At 67.4% G+C, this 17,816-nt stretch carries 13 protein-coding genes; 4 read left to right on the top strand and 9 right to left on the bottom strand.

What is annotated here, in order from left to right; all coding sequences use genetic code 11:
• Positions 1 to 3: 3 nt before the first annotated feature.
• Both ASD87_RS07635 and ASD87_RS07630 read right to left on the bottom strand, forming a co-directional pair.
• Positions 4 to 828 (bottom strand): alkaline phytoceramidase, encoded by an 825-nt coding sequence (locus ASD87_RS07635; protein ID WP_155721849.1) that lies wholly within the window; start codon positions 826 to 828, stop codon positions 4 to 6.
• 136 nt (positions 829 to 964) lie between these two features.
• A complete protein-coding gene (locus ASD87_RS07630) occupies positions 965 to 1,762 on the bottom strand; it encodes an alpha/beta fold hydrolase (protein WP_056319451.1) in 798 nt (265 codons plus the stop codon).
• Between the two features lie 286 nt (positions 1,763 to 2,048).
• Between ASD87_RS07630 and ASD87_RS07625 the strand changes: the two genes are divergently transcribed.
• A complete protein-coding gene (locus ASD87_RS07625) occupies positions 2,049 to 2,549 on the top strand; it encodes a DUF2501 domain-containing protein (protein WP_056319449.1) in 501 nt (166 codons plus the stop codon).
• A 13-nt stretch (positions 2,550 to 2,562) separates the two neighbouring features.
• Here ASD87_RS07625 and nhaR read toward each other — a convergent pair whose 3' ends face one another.
• Positions 2,563 to 3,471 carry a transcriptional activator NhaR gene (nhaR, locus tag ASD87_RS07620; protein ID WP_056319446.1) on the bottom strand — a complete coding sequence of 303 codons (909 nt, stop codon included), beginning with the start codon at positions 3,469 to 3,471 and terminating at the stop codon, positions 2,563 to 2,565.
• A 148-nt stretch (positions 3,472 to 3,619) separates the two neighbouring features.
• Between nhaR and ASD87_RS07615 the strand changes: the two genes are divergently transcribed.
• The 3 genes from ASD87_RS07615 (at position 3,620) to ASD87_RS07605 (ending at position 5,902) form a co-directional block, all read left to right on the top strand.
• A complete protein-coding gene (locus ASD87_RS07615) occupies positions 3,620 to 4,612 on the top strand; it encodes a TerC family protein (RefSeq protein ID WP_056319444.1) in 993 nt (330 codons plus the stop codon).
• A gap of 14 nt (positions 4,613 to 4,626) precedes the next feature.
• A complete protein-coding gene (locus tag ASD87_RS07610; protein ID WP_056319443.1) occupies positions 4,627 to 5,046 on the top strand; it encodes a universal stress protein in 420 nt (139 codons plus the stop codon).
• Between the two features lie 79 nt (positions 5,047 to 5,125).
• Complete coding sequence (locus ASD87_RS07605; protein WP_056319492.1) at positions 5,126 to 5,902, top strand: fused MFS/spermidine synthase; 777 nt, start codon at positions 5,126 to 5,128, stop codon at positions 5,900 to 5,902.
• A 12-nt stretch (positions 5,903 to 5,914) separates the two neighbouring features.
• On the opposite strand, the gene ASD87_RS07600 is transcribed toward ASD87_RS07605, so the two are convergent.
• The 6 genes from ASD87_RS07600 to ASD87_RS07575 all read right to left on the bottom strand — a co-directional run bounded on the left by ASD87_RS07600 (position 5,915) and on the right by ASD87_RS07575 (position 17,803).
• Complete coding sequence (locus ASD87_RS07600) at positions 5,915 to 7,246, bottom strand: hypothetical protein (RefSeq protein WP_056319440.1); 1,332 nt, start codon at positions 7,244 to 7,246, stop codon at positions 5,915 to 5,917.
• 40 nt (positions 7,247 to 7,286) lie between these two features.
• Positions 7,287 to 8,951: a CHAT domain-containing protein gene (locus ASD87_RS07595; protein WP_056319436.1), complete on the bottom strand. Its 1,665-nt coding sequence runs from the start codon at positions 8,949 to 8,951 to the stop codon at positions 7,287 to 7,289.
• A 26-nt stretch (positions 8,952 to 8,977) separates the two neighbouring features.
• On the bottom strand, positions 8,978 to 11,812 hold the full coding sequence (locus ASD87_RS07590; RefSeq protein WP_056319434.1) for a PAS domain-containing protein: 2,835 nt from the start codon (positions 11,810 to 11,812) through the stop codon (positions 8,978 to 8,980).
• A gap of 22 nt (positions 11,813 to 11,834) precedes the next feature.
• A complete protein-coding gene (locus ASD87_RS07585; RefSeq protein WP_056319432.1) occupies positions 11,835 to 13,859 on the bottom strand; it encodes a C1 family peptidase in 2,025 nt (674 codons plus the stop codon).
• Between the two features lie 26 nt (positions 13,860 to 13,885).
• Positions 13,886 to 15,337 carry a peptidoglycan recognition family protein gene (locus tag ASD87_RS27190; RefSeq protein ID WP_056319430.1) on the bottom strand — a complete coding sequence of 484 codons (1,452 nt, stop codon included), beginning with the start codon at positions 15,335 to 15,337 and terminating at the stop codon, positions 13,886 to 13,888.
• A gap of 198 nt (positions 15,338 to 15,535) precedes the next feature.
• A complete protein-coding gene (locus ASD87_RS07575) occupies positions 15,536 to 17,803 on the bottom strand; it encodes an FdhF/YdeP family oxidoreductase (protein WP_056319428.1) in 2,268 nt (755 codons plus the stop codon).
• Positions 17,804 to 17,816 lie beyond the last annotated feature (13 nt).

Below are 17,816 nucleotides of genomic sequence, written 5' to 3'. Positions count from 1 at the left end.
CGCCTATGCTGCCCGTCTAGCGGAAACGCGCGGGCCAGGCGATGCTTCCGCCTCGCGCTTGCGATGCGCGAAGTTCAGCGTCACCATCAGCCCCGCCGCCATCGAGAACAGGTGCTTAAGCGTGTGGCCGCTCATGAACGCGAACGTCTGGTAGATCTGATAGTCCAGCAGTTCGGCGGCCTTGGCCAGCACGTAGAACCCGATGGCCGCGCCGAAGTACAGCCGTTCGCGCAGCGGGGTGCCGTTTCTCCATTGCAGCAGCGGCACCAGCACCAGCGGCATGAACTGCACGAAGAGGTAGGGACGCAGATCGCCCGTGGACGTGTGGTCGGTGTACCACCACCACGCCACGCTGCCCACGGCCAGCGCGGTCCACAGCACATCGACCCAGCGGCCGTCGCCGACGGTTTCGCGCCAGACGGCCGACAGGATGCCGGCGCACAGCAGCGCGATGGGCAGGCGGTCCCAGATCAGGCGCGCGTTGTCGGGCAAGAGGTGATACCACCCGGAGCCGAATGCGGTCAGCATGAGCGCAAGAAAGAACACCGTGTAGCCGGGCCGGATGGCGTCCAGCGCACGCAGGCGGCGCGAGTGCATGACCAGCGCCAAGCCATACCACCCGACCACCGCGAAGCCCAGGTTGGAGAGCACATCGCCCGCGTTGGGAATGCCCAGCCACGCGCGCTTGTCGGCAAAGTCGTGATAGTGCTCGAGCTGGGCGATCGGCCCGTGCAGCGCGAGGCCCACGGCGACCAGGATCACCACTGTCCACGGAAGCAAGCGGCGCGTATTCAGGCCGGGGGGCGTTGCAGCAGGTAGTGTGCTCATGCGGTTCTTCCCCGGCAGGCGGGTGTGCCGGCTAATGCTGATAGTAAAGGCGGCGCCCGCCCGTCTCCAGCCCCGGCGCTGCGGGTTTCGCAGGATTTTTATGTCGTTGTGTATCGGCGCGCCGGCAGCGCCGGGATCAGCCGGCGCGCGGCAGCCAATCCGAGACGGCCGCAAGGACCTGCTCGGGCATCTCGCGGTGCGGCACGTGGCCGCAGTTCTCGAAGATGACGGGCTGCGCGCCTGCCAGTTGCGCAATGCGCTCGGCGTGCACCGTGGAGCCGTATTCGTCGTTGTCGCCGTGCAGCGCCAGCGCGGGGCATTTCACCTGCGCCAGCTGCGGGTCCAGCGTCCAGTCCGCAAAGTCCGGCGACAGCCAGGTGTCGATCCAGGCGCTCAGCACCCAGGCCGCCTTGTCGCCGTGATACTTCTTCAGGCGGTCAAGCTGTCCGGGCTGCGCGAAAGACTCGCGCGCCTGGCGGATGCCTTCCAGGGTGCGTTCCTCTGCGTAGACCTGCGCGGATTCGGTGATGAGCGCGCGGCACGACTGCGGATATGCCGCGGCGCTGGCAATGGCCATGCCGCCGCCGACGCTGTGGCCAAACGCCGCGAACTGGTCCAGCTCCAGCGCTTCGCGCACGGCGCGAAATCCCTCGATGGCTTCGCGCACCACGAAGTCCACACCCAGCGCGCCCTTGTACGGGTCGGACCGGCCAAATCCCAGGCGGTCGTAGGCGATGACCTCGCGCCTCGTCGCGCCGGCCAGCCGTTCCGGAAAGTCTCGCCACAGCTCCACGCAGCCCAGCGAATCGTGCATTAGCACGATGGGCGCGCCGCTGCCGGCAGAGGTGGCGGATGCGGCGGGCGTCCAGCGCCGCACGAAAAGCTGGCCGCTGGCGGCGGGGACGAATACATCTTGGAATTCGACGGACGACATCACGGGTTCTCACGGATCAGATGGCAAGGGACGCCTCTGGGGCGCGGCAGCACGCCAGCCGGCTCCCGGGGACAGTTCGAAATAGTAGCGTAGGCGCGCGCAGGCGCTTGCTGGCGTGGCGCGCCGGTATCAAAGGCGTGACGTTACGAATGCAATTGCTACTGCACCACGGCGGACCGTGTCAGCACGCACATCATTTGTCGCATTACATGCCCTGCCCGCGCGCCTAATTTCCCCAGCGCGCCACTACGATGGCCGCAGTTATTTACCGCACCAGGAGCAAGTCATGAAGATCCCTTTCCGCCACCTCGCCGGCGCCGCCGCGCTCATCGCGGCGCAGTGCTACGCAGGCACCGCCAGTGCGCAGTGGCTCGATGCCGTAAAGGGACAGATGGAAGGCGCGGGCCAAGGCAGTGCAACCCAAGGCGGCGGCGCCCCAAGCAATGCCGGGCAAGGCGGCATCCTGCAGGGCCTGGGCAATAGCCTGCCGCTGTCTTCGCTTACCCCGGCCTCGGCCGGCAACGCGGCCGGCGTGCTGGAGTTCTGCATGAAGAACAACTACCTGGCCGGTGGCGATGCGCAGGCCTTGAAAGACAAGCTGATGGGCAAGATCGGTGGCGGCTCGACGCAGAAGGCCAAAACGGATTCCGGCTATCTCGCCGGACTGCAGGGCCTGCTCAACGGCAGCGACGGCAAATCGGTGGACCTGAGCGGCGGCGGGCTGAAAGAGGAACTGACCCGCAAGGCGTGCGATCAGGTCCTCAAGCACGCGAAGTCTTTCCTGTAGCGGCACGTCACCGCTACTTCGCCGCCCCGAAAATATCCTCCCGCGCCGCGCGGCTCAGCGCCACCACCGCCGGGTGCTCCAGCCGCTGGTCGGTGGTGATGGCGTAGAACTGTTCCTTCACCGCCGGCGCGTGTCCGATGGCGCGCACACGGTACTGCTTGCACAGGTACGCGGCAGTCGCTGTGGGCGCGACGAAGAGGCCTGTCCCGGTCTGCCCAAAGGAGTTCATCAGCGCGCTGTCGTCGAACTCGCCCACGATGCGTGGGCGGATATCCCGTTCGTCGAACCAGCGCAGCAGCCGCGGCCGGATGGCGGCGTCTTCACCCGGCAGCAGGAACGGCGCCTGGTCCAGCAGCGCCGGAAACGTGCCCGGCAGGGTGTCCAGCAGTTGCGGCGATCCAAAGAAGGTCAGTCCGCACTCGCCCAGCAGATGGCTGAAGCCGCGCACGTTCAGGTTGCCGGGCATCGGGCGGTCGGCGATCACCATGTCGAAGCGATGCACCGCCAGATCAGCTAGAAGGAAGGGAAGACGCCCTTCGCGGCAGATAAGCCGCACGTCCTCGGCCAGCTGCAATGCGGGTTCGATCATCCGGTACACCATCGCCTTGGGCATGCCTTCGGCCACCCCCACCTTGAACTCCAGCGCGCGCCGTGCGGGACGCTCACGCAGGTCATCCAGCAATTCGTCGCCTAAGGTGAAGATGCGGTCCGCGTAAAGCAGCGCATGGCGCCCCACGTCGGTCAGTTCAAGGCCGCGGCCGGCGCGCCGGAAAAGCTCGGTGCCCAGCGCGGATTCCAGATCCTGGATCTGGCCGCTGATGGATTGGGGCGTGCGCTGCAATTGCTGCGCCGCGCGGGCGATGCTGCCCGCCTTGGCCACCGTCCAGAAATAGCGCAGATGCTTGTAGTTGAGCGTGACCATGGCTGATCGCTCCAAAAAATCTGACTATCGGGTCATCTTAATGCGAATTGTTGGAGCAATCGCGCCGCACTAGACTGGCCTCGTGCGAATGCAGTCCCTGTGCGCCCCTTGCGCGGCTCGCGTGGCGCGAGGGAAGGAGGCGCCTTTCATGAACCGGGTCGAAACCTTTGCGACGCTGCCGATGTGGGCGGGATTCGTGGGTTTTGTGCTGCTCGTGTTGGCGCTGGACCTGTATGCGTTCGGCGGGCGCCGCGCGCACCGAGTGTCCTCGCGCGAAGCGCTGTGCTGGGTGCTGGCGTGGATGACGCTTGCCACGCTGTTTGGCGGCCTGATGTGGTGGTATCTGGACGTTGCGCTGGGGCGGGCGGTGGCACATCAGAAGACGCTGGAGTTCTTTACCGGCTACCTCATTGAACTGTCCCTGTCCGTGGACAACATGTTCGTCTTCTCGCTGATCTTCACGTACTTCGCGGTGCCGCTGGAGCTGCAGCGGCGAGTGCTGCTGTACGGAGTGCTGGGCGCCATCGTCATGCGGGTCAGCATGATCCTGGCCGGCGTGTGGCTGCTGTCGCAATTTACGTGGCTGTTTTACGTGCTGGGCGCGTTCCTGGTCTTCACGGGGCTCAAGATGCTGTTTACCGCAGGTCGACAGCCGGATATCTCGCGCAATCCGCTGGTGCGCTTCCTGCGATCGGCGATGCGGATCACCAAGGACTATCACGGGCAGTCATTCTTTGTGCGCATCGACGGGTTGCGCTATGCGACGCCGATGTTCGTGGTGCTGGTGATGATCGAGGCGACCGACGTCGTGTTTGCCGTGGATAGCATCCCCGCCATCTTTGCCGTGACGACCGATCCGTTCATCGTCTTCACGTCCAACATTTTCGCCATCATGGGGCTGCGGGCGCTGTACTTCCTGCTGGCGGACATGGTGGCGCGGTTTCACTATCTCAAGTATGGCCTGGCAACGGTGCTGGTCATCATCGGCGGCAAGATGCTTGCCGAACAATGGGTCCACGTGCCGGTGCACTGGTCGCTTGGGGTGGTTGGCGTGATCCTGCTGGCGTCGGTGGGCGCAAGCTGGGTGATGCCGCGAAGGGACGCGCAAAAGCCCGCGCGCTCCGAAACCAGGAAGTCATGACCCGGAGGTCTGCAATGAACACGATCATTCTTGCTACCGATGGGTCGCTGCACAGCGACGCGGCGGCCCGATTTCTGGTGGATAGTCCCTTGCTGAACCGGGATTTCGTCGTGCATGTGGTGCACTGCGAACCCGACGTGGGCGGGGACGTGAAGTCCTTCATCGGCAAGGCGGACATCGAAGCCTGGCACCACGAGGAAAGCGGCAAGGCGATGCAATCGGTGGTTGGCATTCTGACCGCCGCCAATGTCAGCCACGAATGCCACGAGCTCGTGGGTTTCACGCCAGAGAAGATCGTCGAGTATGCGAAGCAGGTCGACGCGGCGGCCATCGTGCTGGGGTCGCACCATCACAGCCCGCTGCTCAACGCCATTCGCGGCTCGGTGTGCGGGCGGATTCTGGCGCATTCGCCCTGTCCGGTGATGCTCGTCTGACGTGGCGGCGGCGCCGTTCGGGCCGCGTGGGCGCGGGCAGTGGTATCTTCTGCGGATCTTTCGCCCCAAACCCGCGCCCATGTCCGACGTTCCCGCTCCCGCCGATTCGCCCGTTACCGATGCGCCGGCGGCGCCGCACCGGCCTTTCATCCAGAATGCCGGCACCCGGCGCACCCTGCATTTCACGCAGCAGGAGATCCAGAGCAGCATGTCGCTGCTCAACCCGGACGCGCTGGAGATCGAGTACACGCGGATGATGATGGGCTTCGTGCTGTTCAAGCCGGAACCGGCGGACATCCTGATGGTGGGCTTGGGGGGCGGATCGCTGCCCAAGTTCTGCCACCGCTATCTGACGGGGGCGCGCATCACGGTGGTGGAGATCGATCCGGCCGTCATCGCGCTGCGCGACGCGTTCATGGTGCCGCCGGACGGCGAGCGCTTTCAGGTGATCGAGGCCGACGCGGCCCGGCACCTCGCGGGTCTGACCGAACAGGCCGATGTGATCTTCCTGGATGGATTCGTGGCCGGGGGTATCCCCGACCCGCTGTGCAGCGCCGGCTTCTACGCGGACTGCCACCGCGCCTTGCGCGACGACGGCATCCTGGTGATCAATTTCCACGTCAACCACCCGATGCACCACGAATACCTGGACCGCGTGCGCGCGTCGTTCGGCTCGTCGATGTTCGAAGTGGTCGACGACGACATGACCAACAGCATCGTGTTCGCCTGCAAGGGCGATCTGCTGAACGACCCCGCCGCGGCGCAGGTGAAGCGCCCGGCCACGATGCCCAAGGACGCGTGGCGCCAGCTCATGCCGACGATGCGCGTGATTGGGGCGACGTTGGAATTGCGGTAGGCGGGGCGGCGGCTACGCCGGATCGCTCAGCATGATCGACAGCAGTTCGCGGGTCGCGCGCGACAGGTCGCGGGGCGCCGGTGCCTCGCCCTTTTCTCCCAGCGTTGTCGTCAGGCTGGACACCGTCTGCGCGACGGCTTCGTCGTCCAGCATCGTGGGCGCAGGTCCGGCGCCTGCGGCTGGCACGGGCGGCGGCGTGATGTGTTTTCTGGCCGCCTTGAGCAGGTCCGCCACCGGATCGGTCTTGCCGCGCGCGTTGACGCGGTCGGTCATGGCGGTGGCCAGGCTCTTGCCGCCGCCGCGGGTCCGCAGGCCGGACCGCTCGCTGGCGGCCTCCCATGCGCCGCGCTGCGCGGCGTAGGCGGTAAGCAGCGCGAATCGATCCGCGTCGATGAGCAGCGGCGTTTCGGCCACCGCGATCAGGAGAGACTGGTAGGCGGCGCTTGCGGCCGTGGCGTCGTTGCCGATCAGGGCCTTGGATACGTCTTTCCACAGATGATGAAACGGCAGCGTGGTGGCCGCGGCGAACATGTCCGTGCCCAGCGTGGCGCGCTGCTCGAAGGCCAGGACCAGATAATCGACGTCGTTCACGGGCTCGGGCTTGCCCGCGCCTTGCTGGCGGTGCAGCACGCCGTCCACCAGTTGCAACCCCGCCAGCTTGTCCTGCGAGTCCGCGCCTGCCAGGACGCGATAGCCGCTGCGCCGCAGCGCATCGCCGTCGTAGACGCCGAAGCGCACGCTGACGCCATCGGTGCCGAACAGCTTGGCAAGCGGGGTGAGCAGGCTTTCGCCCGTCTTGACGATGGCGCCGCCCACAGGGCCGCCCAGCATCGTGACCGCCGTGGAGACGAAATCCAGGATGCCGCGGGAAAGGCTGCTGTCGGCGAAACGGCACAGCGCCGCATACATCTCCAGCCCGTCGCTGGCGTAAGGAACGTTGCGCGCCACATAGACGTCGCGAAACGCCACGCGGCGGGCGCCGGCGTCCGGCGCGGCCGCGCCCAGCGCCTGCTGGATGAGGTCGTAGCCGACGATGTACGGAATCTCGCGCCGGACGCCGTCCGCGCCGTATCGCAGGAAGAACGTGCAGAGCGGCAGGAACTGGCTGAGGTAATTGCCCGCCTCGCACAGGCGCATTTCGACCAGCCGGACGCTGAAGTAGCACTGGCCGGGCACGAAGGCGGCGCCGTCCAGTCCCTCGGCCAGCGCGGTGTTGCCGGCAGGCGGCTCGATCTGCGCATAGAAGTTGCGTCCCGCGGGGACGGTGGGCAGGAGGGCGCCCGCGCCGTCGCCGCCTGCCGCCTTGCCGCCGATGCCGCGCAGCATGCCGAATAACCCATCCATGTCAGCTCCTTGTTCTGGGCCGCGCGCAGCGGCTTTGCGCTCAGTCGCGCACGATGGCCACGGCCGACGCCCAGGTCGGCAGGTCGCCCGCGTCGCCCTGCGCGGCCTTGCACGCGTAGCGGTAGGCTTCCGCCAGGTCCTTGGGCTGCGCCGCGTCCAGGTACACGTCGTAGAAACGCTGGATGTAGCGCGCGCAGGATTCTTCTTCGACCTGCCAGCGAAACGCCAGCACGCCGGCCGCGCCCGCGCGCATGACTTCCAGCGCCGTGCGCACCGACGCGCCGCTGCACGAGGACAGCACCAGCAGCTTGCATTTGCCCGCTTCCATCCACTGGCCGATCAGCCGGATCGACAGCTGCCACGCTTCGCCGTCCTCGCCGGGCAGCACCAGCATCGTGGTTTCGCCCTCGGACACCGAATGGCCGGCGAAATGGAAGATGTCGTAGTTGCCCGTGCGCAACCGTTCCTCGATGCGGCGTTGCAGGTCCGCGCCCACCAGGCCCGTTTCGTCGGCGGCGCGAACGTGATCGATGATGAGGTGACCGGGTGCGCGCGCCGCCAGCTCGGCCAGGTGCTCGCGCTCCTTCGCGACGGACTGCAGCGGTCCGAACTCCATGGCGGGCAGCGGCGGGCCGCCGTCCTCGCGCCGGAAGGTGACGGTGCCGAATACCGAACTGGCGTCCATGAACAGCATCCGCACCGGCTGGCCGGGCGCGCGGGCGTTCGGCTCCCAGCGCGGCGCGGGCGCCGTGCCTTCCAGATGCAGGCGCCGCGCCATCGGCAGCTCCAGGCACAGGTAGCGGCCGCTGTCGGCGCCGAACTCGCGTCCCATCTCGAAGGGCAGGTTGAACAGGCGCGAGACCTCCTGGCTGGCCAGGTTGAATTCAAAGCGCAGGTCCAGCCCCGCGAAGGCGCCGGCGCCTGGCGATACTTCCTCGTCGCGCGCCCGCTGGATCAGCTTGGCGACGGGCGCGCCCAGGCTGTGCGTGACCATGGCGCTGAAGACGTCTTCGCCCACCCCGCTCAGGTCCTTGAGCCATTGCGGCGCCTTGGTCTCGCCCAGATACGGGCTGAAGGTCTCGATGCGGCCCACCAGCGCGGAGATCCGGTCGCGCTCCTTGTACGGCATGTCTTGCGAGGAATATTCGTGCCGCCCCATCTGGATGCGGTAGGTGATCGAATGCTCGCCCACGCGGATGATGAGCCGCCGCCGGCGCTTGGGCGCCAGCGGCGTCAGGCACGTGAGCACGGTGGCGACCTCCGCGCCGCTGTTGACGGCGGTCTTCGCGTCGTTGGTCCACATGAAGACTTCCGGGCGCTCCAGCACGTAGCGCTGCACGAGCTCGGGCGGGTCCACCGCCAGGACCAGCAAGGGCACCGAAGACCGCCGCGCTATCCATTCCAGCAGTTCCACCGCCGCCGCGCCGGGCTTGCCGCGCTTGCTGGCGGTCGAGCCCAGCCGGGCGTCGATGATGACGAGCCGCGGTTCGATGCGGGGCGTCGACAGATCCCAGGATTCGATCTGCGTCTTGGCGCTTTCCAGCGAGGTGCGGCGGCGCAGTTCCGCGCCCACGAACGGCGCGATCGCCGGGTACTGCTGGACGTGGCGGTGCAGCTGGGCGATGTTGTTGGCCCAATCGTCCTCGTGCTCGTCGTTCATGCTGGCCAGCAGGATGAAGTTGGGTCCGGCAGGGTCGTGTTCCATGATGGCTGTCCCAGGTTCCGGATGGCCTAGCCCGACCGCAGCGGCAGGATCAGCGTGAACGCGCGCCACGGCGGCGTGACGGTCGCGTAGGCGTCGGCCGGATGCAGCGGCGCGGCCGACAGCGGCGGATCGGTGATCAGCGCGCCGCCGTGGTCGATCACGGTTTCCTGGATCTGGGTAATGGCGATGCTGGCGCCGTCGTGCGCGGCGCGTTCGGCGCTGAGCAAGGCGTCGTCGGGCACGGCGTGGGCGGGCGGGTCGGCCTCCCACAGTTGCTCCTCGCTCAGGCCGAAGCGGATCGTGCAGCCGTCCGGGCCCGCGTCCAGGTCGATTGTCACGCGGGCGTCGTCCGCATTGCGGCAGCGCAGGAGGTAATCGGTCATCGACCGGAACGCCGCCGAGAGCGCCTGTGCATCGCCGGACACGGTCGGGCCGTCGCGCGAGGCCGTGCAATTCGTCAGCGCAATCCGGCGCTGGTCGCGCGCGGGCAAGGCGGCCACCACGTCCTGCAGGCGCGCGCCCAGTTCGACATCGCTGTGCATGGCGCGGGCGCGCCGCCGCGATTCGCTGGCGCCCGCCAGGCGCTCGAAGGTGATGTCGGCCTTGCCGATCTCGGCCACGATGCGCTGGCTCAGGTCCTGCGCCTGGGCCGCGACCTCCTCGGCAGGCATGCCCTGGCGGGCGTCCTCGTGCAGCAGCACGGTCTGCGATGTCAGGCTGCACGCCAGCGACAACGAGGTGCGCGTCTGCCGCGCCACCTCGGCCACGGTCTCGCGCAGGTAGCGCAGGTCCCGCGCCCACCCCAGGTCCGCGATGTCGGTGAAGAACCAGATCGACATGTCCAGGCTGGGATCCAGGTCGGTGCGCGTGGCCAGCACGGAGCGGGGCTGGCCGGTGCTGTCCAGCAGTTCGATGCGTTCGCGCTTGACGGTGAAGGGAGCGGTCAGGATGCCCTGCGTGGCTTCGTCGCCCGCAATCGCGTAGTCCGTGATGGCCGGGGCCTCGTCCAGGCTGCGCCCGCGCCGGGGTTCAGCGCCCAGCATGTCGGTTGCCACGCGGTTCATCTCGATGACGGCGCCCTCGCGGCCCACGAACACCACGGCCTGTTCGGTTTCCGCCATCAGGCTTTGCTTGGTCTGATTGAGCAGATGCTGCGCCAGGCCCTCTTCCAGCGACGCGATGATCTGAAGCAGGTCGTCGATGTCCGGCCCCTTGAAGGCGTGCGAGACCGACGATTCCACGTCAAGCAGCCACCGTATCCGGCCGTTCAGGTGTATGGGCACGGTCATGGCCGAGCGAAGCGGCCGCTTCGGGCCCCCGTAGCCGTGTTGCGCGTAGGCCGGGTTGCCGATGTCGTCCACCGCCAGAAGGCAGCCCTGCGCCAGTGTGGCGCCCAGCATGCCTTGCGAGGTGGGCTGCTGGTAACCGTCCGGCAGCGCGTACGCCGGCGCCAGACTGTGCTGGGTGACGACTTCGAAGCGGTTTTCCTGGCGGTTGACGCGATACAGCGCCACGTGGTCCCACGAAAAATGCTGCGCAAGCTGGACGATGATCTCCTCGGCGGCCTGGCGCAACGACGCGGCGGCCATCACCTTGCGCCGCAACGAATCGGCAAATTCGGCGCGCTCGTCGTCGCGCTCTTTTTCAAAGCGCATCAGCACGGGTTCCAGGTCCAGGGCGCGCAGCATCTCCAGGTGCCGCTCGCCGTAAGCGCCCGGCTGGCGCGAGCACAGGCTGAGTGCCGAGCTGTAGCCATCCGGGCGGGTGACGGGCAGCGTGACGGACGCTTCGATGCCCAGGTCCTGATAACACCGCACGACCTCGTTGCCGGGCTGCGGCATGTTCTTCTGGACGAAGGCGCCGATCTCGTCGACCCAGGTTTGGCCGGAATCCAGGAATGCGCGGATCGTGGGCGGCAGATCCATCCAGCGCGCGGGCCACAGCTCCACGCCCTCGGGGCGCACGGCGATCGCGCGAAACAGCGACACGTCGTTGCCATAGATGCCGAAGACCGCGTGCTCGAACGGAATGAGGCGCCGTATCTGCTCCAGGATGCGGTCCAGCTTCAGCCGCCAGCCGGCGATCGCGGGATCCAGGGCAATGCGCCGGATCTCATCGCGGGCGGACTCCAGCGTGCGCGACTGGATGACGGCAATGACGCCCAGCAGTTCGCCATTGGGGGCGGGATCGGGCGTCATGACCAGCTCGAACTGCCGGTCGGCGTCATCTGGAACCGGGATGGCGATAGTCACCGCGACCATCGCATCGCCTTCCGTGTCTTGCACGCAGCGCAGGATGGCGCGCTGCACGGGGCCGCCGTCGGACGGCCGGAAGCGCGCCGCGAGCCGGGTGCCGCACAGGGCCTCGCGCGGCAGGCCCAGCGTGCGCGCCGCCTCGGGGTTTGCAAAGCGGATCACGCCCTGCATGTCCAGCCGGAACACGGCGTACGGAGTGCGCTCGAAACGATGCGATTCGGCCTCACGAAACGGCGCGCCGTCGTTGACCAGCACGATGAGTTCGCCGCTGTCCAGCGTGCACAGCGGGATGAGCTGCGCGGGCACGCGTGCACCGCCGGGGCTCCGGTACACGACGTCGACGGCGCCATCGCCCATGCGCAGCGGCTTTCCAAGCCCGTAGACCTGGCTCACGTGCCGGTTAACGAGCGACTCGCGCGCCAGCGGCAGGACGGCGCTGGCCGCGACGATCTCGCCCGATCGGGCCAGCACCAGACAGGGCACGCCGACCTGGGACAGCACGCGCGCCACCTCGGCAGGCTCGCCAAAAAGGGAAAATTCGGGCAGCGCCGCGCCCTGGGCAAGCGCCGGCGCGTCGCGATAGGGTTTCGGCTCCATCTCTGTCATGACAAGCCCTCTTCACCCGCGGTCACCGCTTGATGAACGCGATGACCTGCTGTTGCGTGCCCTTGTCGTTGTCGAATCCGCCGTGCGTGCTGGACGCCACGGGCAGGACACGGGCGTTGGCCGGCGCGCTGCCCTCGGGCGATACGTGAAGCGCGTCGCAGGCAATGCCGGCATCCCGGAAATAGCGCTCCATGCCCAGCAGCGGTGTCGTCGTGCCGCCCTCGAAGGATTCGCTGACCAGATACAGCAGCGAGCGCCGGTACGGGCCGCAGGTGGGATCGTCCTCTTCGGCGCGGTCCGACAGGTGGAACTGCTGGTAGCGCTTCACGCGGCTGCCCAGGTGCGGCACGACCAGGTCCTTGAAGGTCCGCAGCCTGACGGCGGGCGCCATCAGGCTCAGCGACTCCAGCTCTCCGCCGTCGGCGGTCAGGCGCTTGACGAAGTGGCTGGCGACGATCGCGCCGGCCGAATGCCCCACGATGTGCAGGCGCACGCGGCCGCGCGCGACGTGCGCCTTGAAGTGCTTGTACAGCAGGATCATCGCGGCTTCTTCCCCGCCGTCGCGGACCGGTTCGCTCATGGCTTCGGCGTTCTGCTTCATCTCGCCCCAGATCACCGTGCCGGGCCGCGCCAGCCAGCGTTCAAGCCGCTGGTTCCACCAGCGTTCCAGCCGCTCGCCGATGCCGCCGGTGGTGCGCGGCACGTTGCTCGCGGCGTCCCGGATGATGTTCCTGACGGTGGTGATGAAATCCGTTTCCCACATCAGGAAGACGGGAAAGATCTGGCTGTCGTAGAGCAGCGGGATCCATTCGGCGGCGGCTTCGGCCGCATCGTTCTCGCCGACCAGCCCGCCGTGCGCGTACACGCACACGTCCATTGGCTTGTCCTTCAGGTTCCAACGCTCGCGCGCTGCGCTCATGTGCACGTCCACGATGGCGCGCAGGTCGTCGGGCGTGGTGCGAAACGCGCCGCTGTTGCTGAGCTTGCCGTTGTTGCCCACGTTGACGATGAACGGCGTGAGTTCCCGGTCGCGCAGCACCTTGCCGGCGGCCAGCGTCACCTTCCGCCCTTCGGTGCGCAGGCTGATGCTGTTCGAGATCCGCTCGTGTTCGTGCGTGACCACGCCCAGTTGCACGACCCAGCAGTCCATCGCGTTGCGCAGCCAATCGTCGTAGGTCAGCACGGCCATGCCGTGCGTGCCCCATTCCTCGCCCCAGGAGTTCTGGATCAGGAAACCGTCCTGCGTGTAGCCCACGATGACGAAGGCGTGGCCCTGCATCGCCGTTTCCTGGCCGGTGGCCGGAATCACCCAGAACGGCCGCGTGACGGGCGTGGGTTCATCGTCGTGCGGGGTGACGCCGTGGCCGTCGTCCCAGCCGTCGTGGCAGCCCGCGCTGGCGTACAGGATGCCGACCTCGTTCAGCGCGGCGTGCATCTCGACGATGCTGCGCGTGTCGATGCGGTAGTAGGCCCCGAGCGGGCGCTTGACCGCGTCCAGCCACCAGTCGTCTTCGGGGCGTTTGGCCGCCGGCGGCATGTCGAGCGTGGGAAATAGCGCCTGCGCGCAGGCGCCGTGCCGGAACCAGCCCTTCAAGGCGCCGCGCAGGCTGGAGCCGCTGTCGTCGACCGATCCCGGAAACTCGTCATAGCGCCGGGCCATGGAATACAGCATGAATGGCGAGATCGCGGGGCGCGTGTCGCGCTCGGATTTGCGCAGCAGGTATTCGACCACCGTGGACAGCGCAAATCCCGTGCAGGCCGACGTTTCGCCTTGGTGCTTCACGGTCAGCCCCATTACGGGGATCATCTCTGCCTTGGGCGTGACGGAAATGTTGGGCCGGAACAGGATGTCGCGCGCGTCGAAGGCATCGGGCTTGGCGGACCGCTCGAAGAGCCGCGCGGCCGGGGCGTCATCCTGCTTGCGGCGCTTGCGGGCCTTCGGGGCCGGATCTTCCGGCGCCGCGGCGGACGCTTGCGCCACGCGCGTGCCCTTCTTCTTGGCCGCGGGCTTGGCCGTCGTGCGCGCTGCCGCCTTTCGGGTCGCCATGTCGTTCTCCCAATGCCGGCCGCCGGCTAGGACGCCAGCTTCAAGCTGGCGATGTAGCGCGGCGCGTCGGCGGCCAGCTTGGCCTGCACGTCGTCGCGCAGCTGTTCATACAGGGCGGCGTTCAGCGTCAGGCGCTGCGCGCAGGCCCAAAAGTTCACCTGCCGCGCGCCCCACTGCGCAAACAGGAAACGCTTGCGGTTGTCCACGGCGCGAAAGTAGTAGGCGCCCAGCGCCATCGACAGCCCCCCGCCGCGATCGCGCTGCACGGCGCCCAGCTGGAAGTTGCCTCCTGACTGCGACGACGCGTGAAAGTCGAAGAGCTTTACGGTGTCGTCGTCTTCGGCCAGCTGGCCCAGCGCGGACACCGCCTGGTCCAGCACCGCCAGCTGATCGCGCCGCGCGACGGCCAGCAGCAGGTCGACGGCCACCTGGTCCATGCGGAACTCACGCTCGTCTTCCTCGTGATGGGTAAAGTGCATCTGCCCGCTGGTCCACCCCAGGTTCTCCAGCACTTCCACGTAGGTCTGATACCAGGCCTGCGATTGGGTGAATCGGTCGTGGGCGGCGCTGGCGGCGCGTTGCGCCAGCTGCAGCGAATACAGCACGTCGCCGCGGTCCTGTTCCTGCAGGCCCGCTGCAAACGACAGCACGCTGCCGGCGTTGATGCTGGCCTGCGGCGCCTGCCGCGCGTTCTTGCCCCCGGCGCCGGCACGCAGCACGGCGCCCGAACGTTTGGCGGGCGTGCGCCGCCGCGCGACGGGCATGCCGGGCGGCTCCAGCATCTGCACTGGCAGGTCATTCAGATAGCCGTGGATACCAACCGCGTTGACGCCGTGGTCCGGCATGGTCGAGGTAGGCGCGGCGCGTTTGGATGCGCGGCCCGCGGGGCGCGGCGGCGGGGCCGACGATACCAGCGCGCCGTCCTCCGAGAACGTGGCGGCCAGGATGAAGTCGGCTTCCGCGGCGGAATAGGCCGGGTCCCAGTGCGTGTTTTCGGGGACATGGCAATGGCCGTAGTGCCCGCTCTGCGAGTCCCAGATGGCGGCATTGCGGTTATGGCCGCCGGGGTCCTTGCCGTTCTTGGCCGGCAACGGGCGGCCCGAGGGCCACTTGCGGGGGATGCCGTGCTGCGCTTCGATCCAGCGGCACAGACGCGCCAGGTTGGTCAGCGCCCGGCTGTCCTTGGGCAGATGCGCAAAGCCCACCAGCTCGATCTGCACGGCCGAATCGCGGTTGGTCTGGACGCCGCCCGCATCGTTGCGCAGCGCCCGCGCGCCTTCGGCGGTGTCGACGTGCTGGAAGATCGTGGTGGCATCGACCGTGAAGTGGGGGTCGGATCGGTTGCGGCGGAACGCGTCCATCGCGCCCTGCGCGGTGCTGCCTTCCGTGGTGTGATGGACGATCTTAAAAGGGCCGCCAAGGTGCGGCCCGGACGATCCCGATATGGGCCGCCACGTCGCGAATGGACATCGTGCCATCGATGGTCTCCTCGGAACGGGCGCGGGTGTTCTTGGCAAGACGACATGACGACGATGATGCGGCGCCCATTGCAGGGATATATATGCGGACCTCATCCGCCTTGCTAGTAGCCGAAAGTACTAATCCTTGAATTTGGAATGGTGCTTATGCATCATCTGGCCCCGGTTGTGCTCATCCAGACGGATGAGGCGCGGCGTTCACGCTGCCTTGCGGATGCGTACCGGAATCGATTTGTAGCTGGGCGTGCCGCTCGCCGTGTCCTGGTAATCCAGCGGGCAGAGGTTGTTCGCCTCCGGGTAATAGGCGCCCACCGAGCCGGCCGCAATGTCGTGCTTGATGGCTGTCAGCCGCAGGCGCCGGTGCGTCTGCCCCGGCAGGCTGGTGACGATTTCAACCTCGTCGCCGTGCGCGATGCCGTGGCGCGCCAGATCGGCCGCGTTCATGAACAGCACGTCGCGCCGGCCAAACACACCGCGATAGCGGTCGTCCAGGCCGTAGATGGTGGTGTTGTATTGATCGTGGCTGCGTAGCGTGGTGAGCCTGAGGATGTTGCCTTCCACGATGTCGGGATCTTCCCGCAGGCCGGCGAACGGAATGAATTCGGCCTTGCCCGAGGCCGTCTTCCAGATGCGCTCGGTGGGGGGCAGCGGCAGGCGAAAGCCGCCGGGGATCCGGATGCGCGCGTTGTAGTCGCGGAAGTCCGGGTAGATTTTTTCGATCAGGTCGCGGATGCGGTCGTAGTCCTCGATCAGATGCGCCCAGTTGACGCGGCTGCGCGGCAGTGTAGCCTGCGCCATGCCGGCAATGATGGCCGGTTCCGACCGCAGGTGCGTCGATGCCGGCAGCAGCTTGCCGCGCGAGGCATGCACCATCGACATCGAATCCTCCACCGTGACCGATTGCGCGCCGCCCGCCTGCACGTCGCTTTCCGTGCGGCCCAGCACCGGCAGGATGATCGACTGCTTGCCGATCAACAGGTGCGAGCGGTTCAGCTTGGTGTTCAGATGCACCGCCAGGTCCAGCTGCCGCATGCCGCGCTCGCAGGCGTCGGTGTCGGGCAGCGCGATCGCGAAATTGCCGCCCAGGCAGATCAGCGCCTTGGCGCGGCCCGCGGCCATGGCCTTCATGGCCTCCACGGCATCGTGGCCATGCCGCTCCGGCGGCCGGAAGCCAAAGGTCTGTTCGACGTGGTCGAACATGGTGTGGTCGATTTTTTCGGTGATGCCGACCGTGCGGTTGCCCTGCACGTTCGAGTGCCCGCGCAAGGGGCAGATGCCCGCGCCCGGCTTGCCGAAGTTGCCGCGCATCAAGAGCAGCGCGGCAATCTGCTGCACGTTGCTCGTGCCCTTTTCGTGCTGCGTGATGCCCATGCCATACGTGACGATGGTGGCGTTGGATCGCGCATAGGCGTCGGCCACCTGCTCCAGGTCGCGCTGACGCAGGCCGCTTGCCTGTTCGATGTCGGCCCAGCTCGTGGCGTCCAGGTCCTCGGCGAAGGCTTCGTAGCCGTTGGTGTGCCGGGAAATGAATTCGTGGTCCAGCGTGTTGCGCCCGTCGCGGTCCGCGTTCATCAGCGCTTTCATGATGCCTTTGAGCGCGGCGGCGTCGCCGCCGACCTTGACCTGGAAGTACGTGGATGCGATGGGCGTGGAGCCCAGCGTGCCCATCTCGATCGGATCCTGCGGATCGGCAAAGCGCTCCAGCGAGCGTTCGCGCAGCGGGTTGAACACGATGATGGGCACGCCGCGGCGCGCGCATTCGTGCAGCGTTCCCATCATGCGCGGATGGTTCGTGCCGGGGTTGTGTCCCATCGAGATGATGAGGTCGCACACATCGAAGTCGTCCAGCGACACCGTGCCCTTGCCGATGCCGATGGCCTGGGGCAGCCCGACGCTGGTGGCCTCGTGGCACATGTTGGAGCAGTCGGGAAAATTGTTGGTGCCGAATTCGCGGGCGTACAGGCTGAACAGGAACGCCGCTTCGTTGGAGGCGCGGCCCGAGGTATAGAACTCGGCCATGTCCGGGTCGGGCAGGCTGGCCAGCGTCTGGCCGATGCGCGCGAACGCGTCGTCCCATTCGATGGGCTGGTAGGTGTCGCTGGCCGCGTCGTAGGCCAGCGGATGCGTCAGGCGGCCCGCGTTCTCCAGGTCGTGGTCGCTCCAGGTCAGCAGCTCGGCCACCGGATGCGCGGCAAAGAACTCGGGCGTCACGCGCTTGCGGGTGGCTTCCCACGTCACGGCCTTCGCGCCGTTTTCACAGAACTGGAACGTCGACGTATGCGCCTTGTCGGGCCAGGCGCAGCCGGGGCAATCGAAGCCGTCCGGCTTATTGGTGCGCAACAGCAGCGCGGGCGCCTCGGCGATGCGCATCTGGTTGGCCACCGCCTGCGCGGTCGCCTTCAGGGCGCCCCAACCGCCTGCGGGGGCGTCGTAGGGGCGGATGCCAGCGGGTTTGCCTTGGGTCATGCGAATCTCCGGA

This window comes from Achromobacter sp. Root170 (genome assembly GCF_001428165.1).
GTDB lineage: Bacteria > Pseudomonadota > Gammaproteobacteria > Burkholderiales > Burkholderiaceae_B > Achromobacter > Achromobacter mucicolens.
The sequence above is the reverse complement of the archived record's forward strand: the minus strand, read 5'-3'. Positions and strand labels throughout refer to the sequence as shown.

What these genes read in the sequence shown, in the direction of transcription:
- ASD87_RS07635 (WP_155721849.1), bottom strand. Translation starts at nt 828, where the DNA reads ATGAGCACACTACCTGCTGCAACGCCCCCCGGCCTGAATACGCGCCGC.
- ASD87_RS07630 (WP_056319451.1), bottom strand. Translation starts at nt 1,762, where the DNA reads ATGTCGTCCGTCGAATTCCAAGATGTATTCGTCCCCGCCGCCAGCGGC.
- ASD87_RS07625 (WP_056319449.1), top strand. Translation starts at nt 2,049, where the DNA reads ATGAAGATCCCTTTCCGCCACCTCGCCGGCGCCGCCGCGCTCATCGCG.
- nhaR (WP_056319446.1), bottom strand. Translation starts at nt 3,471, where the DNA reads ATGGTCACGCTCAACTACAAGCATCTGCGCTATTTCTGGACGGTGGCC.
- ASD87_RS07615 (WP_056319444.1), top strand. Translation starts at nt 3,620, where the DNA reads ATGAACCGGGTCGAAACCTTTGCGACGCTGCCGATGTGGGCGGGATTC.
- ASD87_RS07610 (WP_056319443.1), top strand. Translation starts at nt 4,627, where the DNA reads ATGAACACGATCATTCTTGCTACCGATGGGTCGCTGCACAGCGACGCG.
- ASD87_RS07605 (WP_056319492.1), top strand. Translation starts at nt 5,126, where the DNA reads ATGTCCGACGTTCCCGCTCCCGCCGATTCGCCCGTTACCGATGCGCCG.
- ASD87_RS07600 (WP_056319440.1), bottom strand. Translation starts at nt 7,246, where the DNA reads ATGGATGGGTTATTCGGCATGCTGCGCGGCATCGGCGGCAAGGCGGCA.
- ASD87_RS07595 (WP_056319436.1), bottom strand. Translation starts at nt 8,951, where the DNA reads ATGGAACACGACCCTGCCGGACCCAACTTCATCCTGCTGGCCAGCATG.
- ASD87_RS07590 (WP_056319434.1), bottom strand. Translation starts at nt 11,812, where the DNA reads ATGACAGAGATGGAGCCGAAACCCTATCGCGACGCGCCGGCGCTTGCC.
- ASD87_RS07585 (WP_056319432.1), bottom strand. Translation starts at nt 13,859, where the DNA reads ATGGCGACCCGAAAGGCGGCAGCGCGCACGACGGCCAAGCCCGCGGCC.
- ASD87_RS27190 (WP_056319430.1), bottom strand. Translation starts at nt 15,337, where the DNA reads ATGGCACGATGTCCATTCGCGACGTGGCGGCCCATATCGGGATCGTCC.
- ASD87_RS07575 (WP_056319428.1), bottom strand. Translation starts at nt 17,803, where the DNA reads ATGACCCAAGGCAAACCCGCTGGCATCCGCCCCTACGACGCCCCCGCA.